Annotated in this window: 13 protein-coding genes; 7 read left to right on the top strand and 6 right to left on the bottom strand. The window is 64.4% G+C overall.

From position 1 onward, the window contains the following. The first annotated feature begins 131 nt into the window (after positions 1-131). Positions 132-1,646: a malonyl-CoA synthase gene (locus tag EOB59_RS17575; RefSeq protein WP_128288886.1), complete on the top strand. Its 1,515-nt coding sequence runs from the start codon at positions 132-134 to the stop codon at positions 1,644-1,646. 26 nt (positions 1,647-1,672) lie between these two features. Here EOB59_RS17575 and EOB59_RS17570 read toward each other — a convergent pair whose 3' ends face one another. From EOB59_RS17570 to EOB59_RS17550, 5 genes are all read right to left on the bottom strand, one after another. Beyond that, positions 1,673-3,709, bottom strand: a complete 2,037-nt coding sequence (locus EOB59_RS17570; RefSeq protein WP_128288885.1) for an ABC transporter ATP-binding protein/permease — start codon at positions 3,707-3,709, stop codon at positions 1,673-1,675. A 61-nt stretch (positions 3,710-3,770) separates the two neighbouring features. Next, positions 3,771-4,949, bottom strand: a complete 1,179-nt coding sequence (gene nagA / locus EOB59_RS17565; RefSeq protein WP_127396759.1) for an N-acetylglucosamine-6-phosphate deacetylase — start codon at positions 4,947-4,949, stop codon at positions 3,771-3,773. Next, on the bottom strand, positions 4,946-5,980 hold the full coding sequence (locus tag EOB59_RS17560; RefSeq protein WP_164873926.1) for an SIS domain-containing protein: 1,035 nt from the start codon (positions 5,978-5,980) through the stop codon (positions 4,946-4,948). Before EOB59_RS17560 ends, nagA begins: the two co-directional genes overlap by 4 nt. A gap of 17 nt (positions 5,981-5,997) precedes the next feature. Beyond that, a complete protein-coding gene (locus EOB59_RS17555; RefSeq protein WP_027040192.1) occupies positions 5,998-6,780 on the bottom strand; it encodes a GntR family transcriptional regulator in 783 nt (260 codons plus the stop codon). Next, the gene (locus EOB59_RS17550; protein ID WP_127808424.1) at positions 6,777-7,658 is read right to left on the bottom strand and encodes an N-acetylglucosamine kinase; all 882 of its coding nucleotides are present in this window, start codon (positions 7,656-7,658) and stop codon (positions 6,777-6,779) included. The genes EOB59_RS17555 and EOB59_RS17550 overlap by 4 nt, the downstream gene beginning before the upstream one ends. A gap of 198 nt (positions 7,659-7,856) precedes the next feature. On the opposite strand from EOB59_RS17550, the gene EOB59_RS17545 reads away from it, so the two are divergent. From EOB59_RS17545 to EOB59_RS17520, 6 genes are all read left to right on the top strand, one after another. Beyond that, positions 7,857-8,807: an N-acetylmuramic acid 6-phosphate etherase gene (locus EOB59_RS17545; protein ID WP_127397589.1), complete on the top strand. Its 951-nt coding sequence runs from the start codon at positions 7,857-7,859 to the stop codon at positions 8,805-8,807. A gap of 117 nt (positions 8,808-8,924) precedes the next feature. Next, positions 8,925-10,184 (top strand): ABC transporter substrate-binding protein, encoded by a 1,260-nt coding sequence (locus EOB59_RS17540; RefSeq protein ID WP_127321312.1) that lies wholly within the window; start codon positions 8,925-8,927, stop codon positions 10,182-10,184. Between the two features lie 246 nt (positions 10,185-10,430). Next, positions 10,431-11,360, top strand: a complete 930-nt coding sequence (locus EOB59_RS17535; RefSeq protein WP_127397587.1) for a sugar ABC transporter permease — start codon at positions 10,431-10,433, stop codon at positions 11,358-11,360. Between the two features lie 11 nt (positions 11,361-11,371). After that, entirely contained in the window at positions 11,372-12,211 is an 840-nt protein-coding gene (locus EOB59_RS17530; RefSeq protein WP_127380895.1) for a carbohydrate ABC transporter permease, read from the top strand. Beyond that, entirely contained in the window at positions 12,208-13,269 is a 1,062-nt protein-coding gene (locus EOB59_RS17525; RefSeq protein WP_128288884.1) for a Gfo/Idh/MocA family oxidoreductase, read from the top strand. Before EOB59_RS17530 ends, EOB59_RS17525 begins: the two co-directional genes overlap by 4 nt. A 15-nt stretch (positions 13,270-13,284) precedes the next feature. After that, positions 13,285-14,283 carry an ABC transporter ATP-binding protein gene (locus tag EOB59_RS17520; RefSeq protein WP_127808422.1) on the top strand — a complete coding sequence of 333 codons (999 nt, stop codon included), beginning with the start codon at positions 13,285-13,287 and terminating at the stop codon, positions 14,281-14,283. Positions 14,284-14,552: 269 nt separating this feature from the next. Here the strand turns inward: EOB59_RS17520 and EOB59_RS17510 are convergent, their stop codons facing one another. Continuing rightward, positions 14,553-15,398: a fumarylacetoacetate hydrolase family protein gene (locus EOB59_RS17510; protein WP_127328023.1), complete on the bottom strand. Its 846-nt coding sequence runs from the start codon at positions 15,396-15,398 to the stop codon at positions 14,553-14,555. Positions 15,399-15,512 lie beyond the last annotated feature (114 nt).

Genomic DNA, 15,512 nt, shown 5'->3' with positions numbered 1-15,512 from the left:
CCGCGCCGAGCGCGGCTGGCGTGAACCGCTGTCGGCGGGCTTGACGGCGTGGCCAAGAACCGCGAACTCTCGCCGCCGAGGCATGCCGCGACAGGCGCATGCTCGGCGCCGCCGCACCCAGGGAAGTCTTCATGAGCAATCATCTGTTCGATGCGTTCCGGTCCCGGATGCCGGCGCCAGCGCGCTTGCTGATGGAAACCGATGATGGCCGCTCGCTCACCTATGGCGATATGCTGGCCCGCTCGGCGCAGCTTGCGCATGCGCTCCTGCAACTCGATGTCGAACCCGGTGACCGCGTTGCCGTGCAGGTCGAGAAGAGCCCGGAAGCGGTCATGCTCTATCTCGCCTGCCTGCGAGCCGGCGCCGTCTTCCTGCCGCTCAACGCCGCCTACACGCTGGCCGAGCTGGAGTATTTCTTCGGCGACGCAGAACCACGCCTGGTCGTCTGCGATCCGGCAAGAGCGGCCGACATCGGCGCGCTGGCGGAAAAGTCGGGCGCCGTCACCGTCACGCTCGGCCGGGACGGCCAGGGATCGCTGCCCGATCAGGCCTCGCGGCTGCCGATGGATTTTCATGACGTAGCGCGTGGGCCGGATGACCTCGCGGCGATCCTCTACACGTCGGGAACCACGGGCCGTTCGAAAGGCGCCATGCTCAGCCACGAGAATCTTGCTTCGAACGCGCGCGTGCTGGTCGAGCACTGGCGTTTCACTGGAGACGACGTGCTGATCCACGCATTGCCGATCTTCCACACGCACGGCCTGTTCGTCGCCACCAATGTCGTCCTGATGGCCGGCGCCTCGATGCTGTTCGAGCAGAAGTTCGATCCGGCCCGCATCGTCTCGCTGCTGCCGCGTGCCACGGCCCTGATGGGCGTTCCGACCTTCTACGTGCGCCTGCTGCAGCAGGATGGGCTGGACCATGAGGCGGCAAAAAACATCCGTGTGTTCATTTCCGGGTCGGCGCCGCTGCTGGCCGAGACGCACAAGTCCTGGCGCGAGCGCACCGGCCACGCGATCCTCGAACGCTACGGCATGACCGAGACCAACATGAACACCTCGAACCCCTATGAGGGCGAGCGGCGCGCCGGTACCGTCGGTTTCCCTTTGCCCGGCGTCACGCTTCGCATCGCCGATCCAGACAGCGGCGCAGCGCTTGCGCAGGGCGAGTTCGGCATGATCGAGGTGAAGGGCCCAAACGTCTTCGGCGGCTATTGGCGCATGCCGGAGAAGACCAAGGCGGAATTCCGAGCCGACGGTTTTTTCATCACGGGCGATCTCGGTATGATCGACGCCGACGGCTACGTCCACATCGTCGGCCGCGGCAAGGACCTTATCATATCGGGCGGCTACAACATCTATCCGAAGGAACTCGAAAGCGAGATCGACGCGCTCGACGGGGTTAGCGAAAGCGCCGTCATCGGCGTTGCCCATCCGGATTTCGGCGAAGGTGTCACCGCTGTCGTCGTGCGTGCGCCGTCATCACGGATCACCGGTGCCGAAATTCTCGGCGCCATCGCCGGGCGGGTGGCGAAATACAAGCACCCGAAGCGGGTGATCTTCGTCGATGAACTGCCGCGAAACACCATGGGCAAAGTACAGAAAAACGTGCTGCGCGATACCTACAAGGACATATACGCACCATAGTTGGGCGGTGCCTGGGGCAGGGCGCCTTACTCCTTGCGCGGCCTTTCGGCCCGGCTGCCGGAACCCCACAAGGCACGCTTCAGCAGGTTGCGCTTGCGTGGGGCGAGGTTGATGTCGCTGACAAGCTTGGCGCCGCCCTCGCGCCGTTCCAGGGTGATCTTGCGGCTGTGGAAGGCTTCCAGCTCGGCCCGGTGCGCCACGCTGATGATGGTGACATCAGGCAATTCGCGGATCACCGTCGCCATCATGGTGTCCTGGCTCTTCTCGTCGAGCGCCGAGGTTGCTTCATCCAGCACGACGATATCGGGGCGGTGCAGCAGCAGGCGCGCGAAGGCGAGACGCTGCTTTTCGCCGCCCGACAGCGTCTGGTCCCATGGCGCTTCTTCCTTGATCCTTTCGGCAAGGTAGGCGAGGCCGACCTTGTCGAGGGCGGCCTTGATCTGTTTGATCGTCCACTTGTCCGCCGCCGGATAGGCGACCGCGCGGCGAAGCGTGCCCGAGGGGATGTAGGGGCGTTGCGGCAGCATGAACAGTCGCCTGTCGGCGTGGAAATTGACGCTGCCGCCGCCCCACGGCCACAGGCCCGCGACGGCCCGCACCAGCGTCGACTTGCCCGAGCCGGATTCGCCGGCCACCAGCACCCGCTCACCGGGTTCGATCGCAACCTCGGTCTCCTTGACCACGGCGGTGCCGTCGTCGAGCGTCACGGAGAGATCGTCGAGGCTGAGCATGGCACCGTCGTCGGTTTCGCCGTGCTGGATGCGTCCAAGCGCATCGCTCTGCTCCGCACGCTCGAGCCCGTCGAGCGACATCATCAGCGAAGCTACGCGCCGCGCGGAGGCGTTCCAGTCGGCAAGACGCGGGTAGTTGTCGACCAGCCATCCGAACGCGCCTTGCACGATGCCAAAGGCGGACGCTGCCTGCATCACCTCGCCAAGCGTCATTGAGCCTTCGAGGAATTTTGGCGCGCACAGCAGGATCGGCACGACCGGCGCAAACAGGCTCGATCCCTGCGACACCGCCGCCGTGCGCATGTGCTGGCCCGTCAGCAGCGCCCATTGCCTCAGCACATGGCCGAAATTCCTGTCGATGCCGCTGCGCTCCTCTTCCTCGCCGCCCAGCAAGGCGATGCTCTCGCCGTTTTCGCGCACGCGCGTCAGCGTGTAGCGCAGTTCGGCCTCCGCCTGGTTCTTCCGCTCGGAGAGCTGGACGAAATTGCGGCCGATGACCACCATCGCGGTCGAGGTGATGGCGGCATAGATCATCGCGGTGATGACCAGGAAGCCGGGAATGGTGATGCTCTCGCCGCCGATCGGCAAAGTGAGCGCGCCGCCGATGGTCCACAGCACGACGATGAAGGTCGAGGCAGACAGGAACGCGTTGAGGACGCCGGCGATGAAATCGACCGGCGACTCGGTGGCAATGCGCAGATCCTCGGTCATGCGGGCCTCGGGGTTCTGGTGGTCGCCGCCGACGAGATTCAGTTGGTAGTAGCGGCCGCCTGCCAGCCAGCGCGCGATGACCGCAGTGGTCAGCCAGGAACGCCAGCGGCGCTGGATCGTCATGCGCAGGTAGACCTGCGCGACGACAAGGCTGCCGCTGCAGATTACCAGCGGCACGAAGACGGCGCTGAGGAAATAGACGCTGCGGGCGTTGCGCTGCTCGAGGGCATCGAACATCGAACGGTTCCAGACATTGATGCCATACTGGAAGCCGATATTGATGCAGATCAGCAGCAGCACCCCGATCGTCAATGGCCAGGCAAGCCGGTCGCCGCGCCGGCTCCAGTAACCGCGCGCGCTGATCCAGAAACGCCGCAGCAGATATTTCTTGCGCTCCTGCTCGGCCCCTTCGGGCGTCAGTTGCGGATCGGGCTCGACAGCATCCGGTGGTGGCCCCGGCTGGCCGTCGACCTCCGGGGCAGCTTCGGCACTCGACAGCTTTTTTTCGCGCAGCTCCTCGTGGCGTGGCCTTTGGTCACGCGGCGCTTTCTGTGGCGGCTTCAAGGCACCGCGCGGTTTGATGCCGTCGGCCTGTTTCAATTTGGGTTTCGCCTCGGACATACGCTCCGACAACGACCTCAAAATCAAAAGGTTTCATGACGTCAGCCGACTTGACCTGATATCAACGCACAGTGTCGGAGCCGGCCGCAAAAACCTTTTCGCCGCCGATCCAGACGCCCTTCGTGTCGAGATCGTCCGACAGAGCGACAATATCCGCAGCCGTGCCGTTGGCGAATCGGCCAAGCCGGTGCGACTGACCGATTGCTTGCGCCGGATAGAGTGAGGCCATGCGCAAAGCTTCGGAAAGCTCGACCCCGACGACGCGGTGGATGAAACGAACGGCCGAGATCATGTCGAGATCGGCGCCCGCCAGCGTTCCGTCGGCGAGCCTCAGGCTGCCGTCCCTTCGATAGATGGTGCGGCCGTTGAGCGTGAACGACGTCATCTCGGTGCCGATTGTCGCCATGGCGTCGGTGACCAGCACGATCCTGGCCGGCCCCTGCTTGGCGCGCAGCGCGATCTTGATGGTGGCCGGGTCGACATGGATGCCGTCGGCGATGAGACCGGCCGACAAGGTGCCGATGTCGATGGCCGCGCCCGCCAGGCCAGGCTCTCGGTTGCCGATCTGGCTCATCGCGTTGAACAGATGGGTGATCATCGAGGCGCCGGCCTCGGCAAAGGCGCTGGCGGCGGCATAGCCGGTATCGGAGTGGCCAAGGCTGACGATGATGCCCGCTTTGGCGAGCACCGCGACGCGCGCCGGCTCGACGGATTCAGGGGCAATGGTGGTGAGCAGCACCGGTAGTTTTTGCCGCGCGGCGATCAGCATCGCCTGATCGGCATCCGTCATCGGCCGGATCAGCACCGGATCATGCGCGCCCTTGCGGGCGACCGACAGATGCGGGCCTTCGAGATGCAGTCCGAGAAACCCAGGCACCTTCTGGCGCGCCGCTGCCTCGCCGGCGGCGACAGCGGCGGCCGTGATTGCAGGCGTGTCGGTGATCAGCGTCGGCAGCAGCGCCGTCGTGCCGAAGGGCGCGTGCGCGCGGCAGATGGTCTCGATTGAAGCGACATCGGGGTGGTCGTTGAGCATGACGCCGCCGCCGCCGTTGACCTGCAGGTCGACGAACCCCGGCGCCAGAAGGCCGCCACCGGTGTCGACGACGCGGATATCCGAGGGGATGGCACCAGTGGGCAGAATGGCCTCGACGAGACCGTCGCGCACGACAAGTGCGTGGCCTTCATGCCAGTCGTCGCCGTCGAAAATCCGGGCGCCAGTCAGGGCAAAGCGATCGCTCATACTGTCTCCGTCACCTTGCGAAGATTGCGCGGCGTGTCCGGATCGAGACCGCGATGGCGGGCAAAGGCCTCGACGAACATGTAGAAGGAGACGATCAGCGTCAGCGGATCGGTCAGCGGATGGCCGGTGGCAACATGCGGCAGGCGCACGGCGCGTTTGGCAAGCGCGGAGGTGACGAACACCGGCGCGCCCTTGGCCGCCAGGCTGTCGGCGGCCTCGGCAATGGACGGTTCGGAGGCGTCGCGCGCAGCCAGCGCCAGCACCGGAAAATCGGGGCCGATCAGCGCCAGCGGGCCGTGCATGACTTCGGCCGCGCTATAGGCTTCCGCATGCATGCCGCAGGTCTCCTTGAATTTCAGCGCCGCTTCATTGGCCATCGCTGCCGACGGTCCGCGGCCGAGGATGAACAGCGACTTCTGCTTCTCGATCGTCTCAGAGAGCACGCTCATCCAGTCGCAGGCGATCGCCTTGCTGAAATGTTCCGGCAGGCGGGCAAGTGCGGCCAACAGCGCATCGTCGCCGGTGGCGTGCGCCATCAGAGCGAGGCCGGCGACCGCCGAATTGATGAAGGTCTTGGTGGCCGCCACGCTGCGCTCGGGGCCGGCCAGGATATCGATCGCATAGTCCGAAGCACGCGCCAGCGGCGAATCAGCGGTGTTGGTGATGGCGACGGTCAGCGCGCCCCCCGCCCGCGCGGTTTCGGCCATGGCGACGATATCGGGGCTCTTGCCCGACTGCGAGATCGCCAGGCAGGCCGAGCCGGCGAGCCTGAGCTTGCGGCCATAAATCGAGGCGATCGACGGTCCGACAGACGCCACGGCCAGGCCCGCGGTCAGCTCGACGGCGTATTTCATGAAGGTGGCGGCATGGTCGGACGAGCCGCGCGCCACGGTGACGACGAACTGCGGGTCGCGTTCCCTGATGCCGCGCCCGGCCTCGGTCAGCACCGCGCCGGAGCCGTCGAGCAGGCGGGCGACCGCTTGCGGGACCTCCTCGATCTCGCGCCGCATATGGGTCATTTCTGCCGACATGGTCGGCTCTGTCGTGCTCATGGTCGGCCCTCTTCGCTCGGCCCGGTCAGCCGCAGTTCGGCGACGAAATCATAGGCGTCGCCCCGGTAGATGGAGCGGGTGAATTCGATCACCTTGCCGCTCGCCAGATAGGAGATGCGTTCGATGTGCAGGCCTGCAATGCCTGGCGGCACTTCGAGCAGGCGCGCGTCGCTGTCGCCGAGATTGGCGGCGGAAATGCGCTGCACGGCGCGCACCGGCCGGTTGCCAGTCAATTCCAGCGCCGCATAGAGCGAGGAGCCTATATCGGCCGGGTCGGGCAACACGCTGGCCGACAGCGAGGCGCGCTCGATCGCCAGCGGCGTGTCGTTGGCGATGCGCAGGCGCGCCACGCGCGCCACCAGTTCGCTCGAGGACAGGCCGAGCACCATCATCTCGTCGGGCGAAGGTGCGTAAAGGCCGCGGTCGAGCCATGCCGAACGCACAGCCATGCCGCGCCGCGCCATGTCTTCGGTGAACGAGGTCAGCCGCGACAGCGACTGTTCGACACGCTCCATACGCGGCGCCACGAAAGTGCCGGAGCCGTGGCGCTGCACCAGGATGCCGCCCTTGACCAGATCCTGCACCGCCTTGCGCACGGTGACCCGCGAAATATCGGCCTTGGTGGCGATGTCGCGCTCGGAAGGCAGCGCGTCGCCCGGCCCGATCAGGCCGCGATTGACCGCGTCCTCGATGCTCTTGCGAAGCTGCAGATAAAGCGGCGCGCCGCTTTGCGCCTGATGTTTTAGCGTGGCGAAGATCTGGTCGGCGGCCTCGCTCATCGAGTTGCCTCCGCGTGTCCGGCGAAAAGGCGGACCGCCATCTGCACCGCGCCGCCCAGCGCGTCGTCGAGCGGCGGCTTCAGCAGTGCCTGGTAGCGGGCAGACAGGCGCGGCGCGTAGAGCGGCGCCAGCCCGCCGAGCAGGCACAGCGGCGCGTCGTCAGCAAGGTCGAGCGCGCCGAGCGAGGCTTCGACATCGGCGACCACCCTGTCGAGGATCCAGTTGGCGACGCTGTCGCCCTTCTCGGCATGCTCGAACACCTTGGGTGCGAAGCCGCCGAAATCGCCCGGCTTGGCATTGGTGGTGAATTCGACGACGTCTTCCGGGTTGTTGCGGAAGACGGCCAGCATGCTGTGCGTCAGCGGCGAACCGGCGCGAACGCCGTCATAGGCAAGCAGTGTCTGTTCGAGCAGGTCGCGGCCGATACGGGCGCCGCTGCCCTGGTCGCCGACCTGGAAACCCCAGCCGCCGATGGCCCGCGATTTGCCTTGTCTGCGCGCCATATAGGCGGTGCCGGTGCCGAGGATCGCCATGGCGCCGTCACCCGAGCCGACAGCGCCCTCCAGCGCGATCTCGGCGTCGGTCTCGACGCGGCTGATGCTGAACGGCAGGATCGCTTCGAGCTGCTGCCGGTAGGTGCCGACATTGGCGCCGGCCAGCCCGAGAATGGCCGGCGTCCGCGGGATCAGTTCCGGATTCTGCCCGGCGGCGAGAAACGCCTGCCGCGCGGCCTCGACGATGTTCGAGCGGGCGCCGGTCAGGTCGGTGCGGATGTTGGCGGCGCCGCTTTTGGCGCGGCCGATCACCGTGCCGTCCGCCGTTGCCAGGGCGGCCCTGCAGCTGGTGCCGCCGCCATCGATTCCGAGCACGAAATTCACGTGATTTCTCCTCCGGGCGGATAATACCAATAAAATACCAATAGCCAAGGGTTAATTTCCGTTTCAAAAAGATTAAGCCGTATTTTATTGAAAAATCTGAATATTTCGTCGACTCGACGCCTTCCTACCAGCGAATTCGTTAATGCGTGTGGACAAGTGGTATTTTTTTGGTATTGTTATGGTATTGGAGGAACCGGGATGGCCGAAACGCGCACCGAAGCGCTTCACAAAAATGCCGAGGGGCTGGACATCCAGGCCCCGGACACCGTCCTTTCCTATCTGGCCGATGCGCAGATCGAAGCCGCCAAGGTCGTGCGCCACGCCATTCCATCCATCGCCAGGGCCGCCGAGATCATTGCCGGCAGGCTGAACAGCGGCGGCAAGCTCGCCTACGCCGCTGCCGGCAGCTCAGGCCTGATGGCGCTGGCCGATGCGCTGGAGCTGCCGGGCACCTTCGGCATTCACCGCGACCGCATCGCTATCCTGATCGCCGGCGGCGACGACGCTTTCCGCACACTCGCCGGCGGGCCGGAGGACGATACCGAGGAGGCTGCGGCAGCGGTCGCCGAGGCCGGCCTCGGCAAGGGCGACTGCCTGATCGCCATTTCCGCCAGCGGCACGACGCCCTATGCCGTGCGGGCCATCGAGGAGGCTGCCCGCCGCGGCGCTGCCACCATCGGCATCGCCAACAACAGGGACTCTGCGCTGCTGCGCCAGGCACAAACCGCCATCCTGCTCGAAACGCCGCCGGAACTGATCGCCGGCTCCACGCGCATGGGCGCCGGCACCGCCCAGAAGATCGCGCTCAACATGCTGTCGACGCTGACCGCCATCCATCTCGGCCATGTGCATGACGGTTACATGGTCAATCTCATGGCCGACAACATCAAGCTGCGCGACCGCGCGGCGCGCATCGTCGCCGCCGTCAGCGGGCGCGGCACGGACGAAGCGGCCCGCCTGCTCGAGAAGAGCGGCGGCGCGGTCAAGACCGCCATTCTGCTCGCCGCCGGCGCCGACAGCACTGACGCGGCGCAGAAGATACTGGAAGAGGCCGGCCAGAAGCTGCGGCCGGCCCTTTCCGCGCTGGGGCATGATCCCGAAAAGTGGAAGCCGCTTTTCGGAAAAGATCATGCTCGAACAGAGAAATAGAGCCTGGTTCATCCCGATTTTCATCGGGGTGAAACAGGCTTGCGAGGGGTGCAAGGGCTCAAAAGCCTCTGTTCTCATCAAAACCGAACCTGAAAAAGGTCAACAGGGAGACTGAGCATGACAACGAAACTACTGACGGCACTGCTTTTGGGCACCAGCATTCTCGGCTCGGCCGGGGTTGCCTATGCCGAAGACGTAACGCTCAACATCGAAAGCTGGCGCGGCGACGACCTTGCCATCTGGAAGGACAAGCTGATCCCGGCTTTCGAAGCCAAGAACCCAGGCATCAAGGTGGTGTTCGCGCCATCGGCTCCGACCGAATATGACGCAGCGCTCGGCGCCAAGCTCGCCGCCGGCTCGGCGGGCGACCTGATCACCTGCCGCCCGTTCGACAAGTCGCTCGAGCTGTTCAAGAAGGGCAACCTTGCTGATCTCTCGGCGCTGCCCGGTATGGAGAACTTCTCGCCGGTGGCCAAGTCCGCCTGGCAGACCGACGACGGCAAGGCGAGCTTCTGCGTGCCGATGGCATCGGTCATCCACGGCTTCATCTACAACAAGGATGCCTTCGACAAGCTCGGCATCAAGGTGCCGGAGACCCGCGACGAGTTCTTCGCTGCGCTCGACAAGATCAAGGCCGACGGCACCTACATCCCGATGGCGATGGGCACCAAGGATCTCTGGGAAGCCGCGACCATGGGCTACCAGAACATCGGCCCGAACTACTGGAAGGGCGAGGACGGCCGCGCAGCACTGATCAAGGGCGAGCAGAAGCTAACCGACAAGGACTGGGTCGCGCCGTATGAGGAACTGGCCAAGTGGAAGCCTTATCTCGGCGACGGCTTCGAGGCGCAGACCTATCCGGACAGCCAGAACCTGTTCACGCTCGGCCGCGCCGCCATCTATCCGGCCGGCTCGTGGGAAATCGGCCTGTTCAACACCCAGGCGCAGTTCAAGATGGGCGCCTTCCCGCCGCCGGTCGAGAAGGCCGGCGACACCTGCTACATATCGGACCATACCGATATCGGCATGGGCCTGAATGCGGCTTCGAAGAACGCCGATGCGGCCAAGACCTTCCTGTCCTGGGTCGCCTCGCCGGATTTCGCCACCATCTACGCCAACGCGCTGCCGGGCTTCTTCAGCCTGAACTCCGCGCCGGTGAAGATGGAAGACCCGCTGGCGCAGGAATTCGTCTCCTGGCGCGGCAAGTGCAAGTCGACGATCCGCTCGACCTACCAGATCCTGTCGCGCGGCACGCCGAACCTCGAGAACGAGACCTGGGTTGAATCGGCCAACGTCATCAACGGCACCGATACGCCGGAAGCCGCGGCCAAGAAGCTGCAGACCGGTCTCGACAGCTGGTACAAGCCGGCGAAGTAAGAGCTCAGGCAACGGAACCGGCCGGGCGCAGGCCTGGCCGGTTCCGGACTACCTCGTTCAGAGTGCGCTTATTCAGATAGCGATTGTCGGCACCGCCTCCCGGCCTTACCCTCTCATCGGGGAAGGCTAGCTGATCAGTCGCAGGCCTTTGTTCTTGCCGCATCGGGCAGGAATGTTCGGGCCGTGCATCGAGGCATCATCTAGATCGATACCCTTTGGAACCGAGAGACGGCGGGGACCGAACTCATGGCCGCAGATATCAGACCGAAAAGATCGTTCCGCTGGCACATCGGCATCTTCCTGGCGCCGGCCGTGCTTGTCTACACGGCGATTATGATCCTGCCGCTCGCCGGCACGCTGCAGCTGTCGCTGTTCCGCAACATCGAGCAGCACCAGGTCTTCGTCGGGCTGCAAAACTTCCGCACCCTGTTCGGCGATCCCAACTGGTCGGTGGGTTTCTGGAACGCGCTGAGAAACAATGTCTGGTTCTTCATCATCCACATGATCGTGCAGAACCCGATCGGCGTCATGCTGGCGGCGCTGCTGTCCAGCCCGAAACTGAGATTCGCGGCCTTCTACCGCACGGCGATCTTCGTTCCGACCATCCTGTCCTTCGTTATCGTCGGCTTCGCCTGGAAGCTGATCCTGTCGCCGCTGTGGGGCGTGGCGCCGCATCTGATGGATATCGTCGGCCTGAAAAGCCTGTTCACGCCGTGGCTCGGCAAGGAGCAATATGCACTGACCGCACTCAGCCTGATCTCGGTGTGGCAGTTCGTCGGCATCCCGATGATGCTGATCTATGCCGCCCTGCTGTCGATCCCCGAAGAGGTGATCGAGGCCGCCGAATGCGACGGGATTACCGGCCTTTCACAGTTCTGGAAGATCAAGCTGCCGCTGATCCTGCCGTCGATCGGCATCATCTCGATCCTCACCTTCGTCGGCAATTTTAACGCTTTCGACCTGATCTACACCGCGCAAGGCGCGCTCGCCGGGCCAAACTATTCGACCGACATTCTCGGCACCTTCCTCTACCGCGCCTTCTTCGGCTTCCAGCTGCAGACCGGCGACCCCAATATGGGCGCGGCGATCGCCACGATGATGTTCCTGATCATCCTCGGCGGCGTCTGCGTCTACCTCTTCCTCGTCCAGACGCGCCTGCGTCGCTATCAGTTCTGAGGGGCCGAGAGATGAGCACCGCCACCCGTTCCGTGCCCCGCACCATCGGCGCCCACGCGATCCTTTTGACCTACACGGCAATCGCGCTGTTTCCGGTGATCCTCGTCATCATGAATTCGTTCAAGTCCCGCGCCGGCATCTTCGGCGCGCCGCTGACGCCGCCGACGCCAAAGACCTTCGACTTGATCGGCTACACGACCGTCATCGGCCAGGGCGACTTCATCCACTATTTCCAGAACAGCCTCGTCGTCACCGTCGCCTCGCTGTTCTTCGTGCTCCTGTTCGGCGCCATGGCGGCGTTCGCCCTGTCGGAATACCGCTTCCGCGGCAACTCGCTGATGGGGCTCTATCTGGCGCTCGGCATCATGATCCCGATCCGGCTGGGCACCGTCGCCATCCTGCAATTGATGGTGGCGAGCGGGCTGGTCAACACGCTGACGGCGCTGATCCTGGTCTACACCGCGCAGGGCCTGCCGCTTGCCGTGTTCATCCTGTCGGAATTCATGAAGCAGGTGTCCGACGATCTGAAGAATGCCGGCCGCATCGACGGCCTGTCCGAATACACCATCTTCTTCCGCCTGGTGCTGCCGCTGGTCAGGCCCTCGATGGCGACCGTCGCCGTCTTCACCATGATCCCGATCTGGAACGACCTGTGGTTCCCGCTGATCCTGGCGCCGTCGGAGGAAACCAAGACCGTGACGCTCGGCGCGCAGCTGTTCCTCGGCCAATTCGTCACCAACTGGAACGCCATCCTGGCAGCCCTGTCGCTGGCGATCATGCCGGTGCTGATCCTCTACGTCATCTTCTCGCGGCAGCTGATCCGCGGCATCACGTCCGGAGCCGTCAAGTGAGTTCTGAAACACCTCTTCGCGTCGTCGTCGCCGGGCTCGGCAATATGGGTCGCAGCCATGCGCTGGCTTATCATACCAATCCAGGTTTCCAGATCGCGGCGCTGATCAATCGCTCCGACGTGCCGCTGCCGGACGGGCTGTCGGGTTACGGCATCAGGCGCTCCTTCGATGAGGCATTGCGCGAGGAAAAGCCCGATGTCGCCTGCATCGCCACCTATTCCGACAGCCATGCCGACTATGCGGTGAGGGCGTTCGAGGCCGGCTGCCACGTCTTCGTCGAGAAGCCGTTGGCAACGACGATGGCCGACGCCAGGCGCGTCGTCGCGGCGGCGAAGGCTAACGGCAGGAAACTGGTGATCGGCTACATCCTGCGCCATCACCCCTCCTGGATCAGGCTGATCGCCGAAGCCCGCAAGCTCGGCGGGCCCTACGTGTTCCGCATGAACCTCAACCAGCAATCCTCGGGCCACACCTGGGAGACGCACAAGCAGTTGATGCAGACGACGTCGCCGATCGTCGACTGCGGCGTGCACTATCTCGACGTCATGCTGCAGATCACCGATGCGAAGCCGATCGAGGTGCGTGGCATGGGCGTGCGGCTGTCCGACGAGGTGGCGCAGTCGATGTACAATTACGGCCATTTGCAGGTGCTGTTCGACGACGGCTCGGTCGGCTGGTACGAAGCCGGCTGGGGTCCGATGATTTCGGAAACGGCGTTCTTCGTGAAGGACGTCATCTCGCCCAATGGCTGCGTGTCGATCGTCATGAAGGAAGGTGTGAAGTCCGATGACATCGACACCCACACCAAGACCTCGACCATCCGCCTGCACAGTGCGGCGACCGGCGCGGACGGCAAGTTTCTCAACGCCGACGAGATGCTGTCGATGGAGGGCGAACCCGGCCATCAGGATCTCTGCGACCTCGAACAGGCCTTCGTGCTGAAGGCGATCCGCGAGGATCTCGATCTCACCAAACATATGGACGACGCGGTCAAATCGCTCGCCGTCTGCCTTGCAGCCGACGAGAGCGTGCGCAGTGGCACCGCCGTCAAACTCTAGAACAGGGACGAAGCCGTGGGCTCGCTGAACATCGAGAACGTGAAGAAGGCCTTTGGGCCGGTCGAGGTGCTGAAGGGCATCAACCTCGAAGTGAACGACGGCGAGTTCGTTGTCTTCGTCGGGCCGTCCGGCTGCGGCAAGTCGACCTTGCTCAGGGTCATTGCCGGGCTGGAGGACTCGACCTCGGGCCGCGTCGTCATCGATGGCGCGGACGTCTCGGCCACGCCGCCGGCCAAGCGCGGCATCGCCATGGTGTTCCAGACCTATGCGCTCTATCCGCATCTGACGGTGAAGAACAATATGGGCCTCGGCCTCAAGCAGGCCGGCACGCCCGCCCCGGAGATCGACCGCCGCATCGGCATCGCCTCGTCGATGCTGTCGCTGGAGCCCTATCTCGAAAGGCGGCCGGCCGAACTCTCCGGCGGCCAGCGCCAGCGTGTCGCCATCGGCCGCGCCGTGGTGCGCGAACCCAAGCTCTTTCTCTTCGACGAGCCGCTTTCGAACCTCGATGCAGCACTGCGCGTCAACACGCGGCTGGAGATCGCGCAGCTGCATCGCCGGCTGAAGGCGACGATGATCTACGTCACCCACGACCAGGTCGAGGCGATGACGCTGGCCGACAAGATCGTGGTGCTCAACGCAGGGAAAATCGAGCAGATCGGTGGCCCGATGGAGCTCTACAATTCGCCGGCAAATGAGTTCGTCGCCGGCTTCATCGGCTCACCAAAGATGAATTTCGTCGACGGCGCCAGGCTCGGCGAAACCGCCAAGACCATCGGCGTGCGGCCGGAACATTTGACCGTCGATCCGAAATCCGGCGCCTGGAAGGGAACGGTGGTGCATGCCGAGCACCTCGGCGCCGACACTAATCTGTATCTCGATTGCGAGAAGGCCGGGCTGATTACGGTCAGGATTTTTGGGGTGTACGATGCAGAACCGGGAGCCACGCTCTATGCGACGCCGGATCCGGCGAAGACGTACAGGTTTGGGGCGGATGGCAAGGTGCTGAAGTAGACACACCGGCGCTCCTTTCCTCTCCCTCCGGAGGGGGGAGAGGTGGCGCCGCGAAGCGGCGACGGAGTGGGGGAAGCCGCTTCCCCCGAGCACAGTCGCCGAAAATTAGGCACGACCCAGTGAGCGCCTAGTCTCTCGCCGAGCAGTCGACCCCCACTCCGTCGCCGCTTCGCTCGACACCTCTCCCCCGATCGACGGGGTAGAGGAAGGGCGCCAAGCCGTCTTCGCTCCTTCAGGAGCCCACAAGAGCAGAAGGTAAGAGCTCCTGCCTAAACGTCCGCCTTGAACGTCTGCTTCTGCTGGCCCAGGCCCTCGATGCCCAGTTCCACCACATCGCCGGCCTTCAAAAACACCGGCGGCTTCATGCCCAGCCCGACGCCGGGCGGCGTGCCGGTGGAGATGATGTCGCCGGGGTGCAGCGACATGAACTGGCTGAGATAGGAAACCAGATACTTGACGCCATAGACCATGGTCTTGGTCGAGCCGTTCTGCATCGTCTTGCCGTTGACGGTCAGCCACATTTTGAGGTTCTGCGGATCGGCCACTTCGTCCTTGGTTACCAGCCATGGGCCGGTCGGGCCGAACGTGTCGCAGCTCTTGCCCTTGGTCCACTGGCCCTGCCGCTCGGCCTGGAAGGCGCGCTCGGAGACGTCGTGGGCAACGCTGTAGCCGGCGACATAGTCGAGCGCATCGGCCTCGCTGACATATTTGGCGGTTTTGCCGATGATTACGGCCAGTTCGACTTCCCAGTCGGTCTTCTCCGAGCCGCGGGGGATCAGCACGTCGTCATCCGGCCCGACAATGGCCGAGCTTGCCTTCATGAAAATGATCGGCTCCGGCGGCACGGTGGCGCCGGTTTCGGCGGCATGGTCGGAATAGTTGAGGCCGATGCAGATGAACTTGCCGGTGCCGGCAACGCAGGCGCCGAGGCGCGGGCTGCCGGAAACCGCCGGCAGCGACTTCGGATCGAGCTTGGCCAGTGCCGCCAGCGATGCCGGGTCGAGCGTCTTGCCGCCGATATCGGTGACGTGAGCGGAGAGATCACGGATCGTTCCATCCGCATCGAGCAGGCCGGGACGTTCGCTTCCCACCTCGCCATAGCGCAGCAGTTTCATCTAAATCCTTCTCCTGATTGCGGCCTCGTGGCCTTTTGCAAACTTTCCGCCAAGGCGATTGCGCCTTCAAAGAACGGGCGGACCGTACCCATCGACCTGACTACGGACAAGCGC

Source organism: Mesorhizobium sp. M7A.F.Ca.MR.176.00.0.0, assembly GCF_004023165.1.
In the GTDB taxonomy this organism is placed as follows: domain Bacteria; phylum Pseudomonadota; class Alphaproteobacteria; order Rhizobiales; family Rhizobiaceae; genus Mesorhizobium.
This window is presented reverse-complemented; position numbering and strand designations above follow the sequence as displayed.

Coding starts and splice junctions, on each gene's coding strand:
- EOB59_RS17510 (WP_127328023.1), bottom strand. CDS start 15,398: ATGAAACTGCTGCGCTATGGCGAGGTGGGAAGCGAACGTCCCGGCCTG.
- EOB59_RS17530 (WP_127380895.1), top strand. CDS start 11,372: ATGAGCACCGCCACCCGTTCCGTGCCCCGCACCATCGGCGCCCACGCG.
- EOB59_RS17545 (WP_127397589.1), top strand. CDS start 7,857: ATGGCCGAAACGCGCACCGAAGCGCTTCACAAAAATGCCGAGGGGCTG.
- EOB59_RS17575 (WP_128288886.1), top strand. CDS start 132: ATGAGCAATCATCTGTTCGATGCGTTCCGGTCCCGGATGCCGGCGCCA.
- EOB59_RS17555 (WP_027040192.1), bottom strand. CDS start 6,780: ATGAGCGAGGCCGCCGACCAGATCTTCGCCACGCTAAAACATCAGGCG.
- nagA (WP_127396759.1), bottom strand. CDS start 4,949: ATGAGCGATCGCTTTGCCCTGACTGGCGCCCGGATTTTCGACGGCGAC.
- EOB59_RS17570 (WP_128288885.1), bottom strand. CDS start 3,709: ATGTCCGAGGCGAAACCCAAATTGAAACAGGCCGACGGCATCAAACCG.
- EOB59_RS17540 (WP_127321312.1), top strand. CDS start 8,925: ATGACAACGAAACTACTGACGGCACTGCTTTTGGGCACCAGCATTCTC.
- EOB59_RS17535 (WP_127397587.1), top strand. CDS start 10,431: ATGGCCGCAGATATCAGACCGAAAAGATCGTTCCGCTGGCACATCGGC.
- EOB59_RS17560 (WP_164873926.1), bottom strand. CDS start 5,980: ATGTCGGCAGAAATGACCCATATGCGGCGCGAGATCGAGGAGGTCCCG.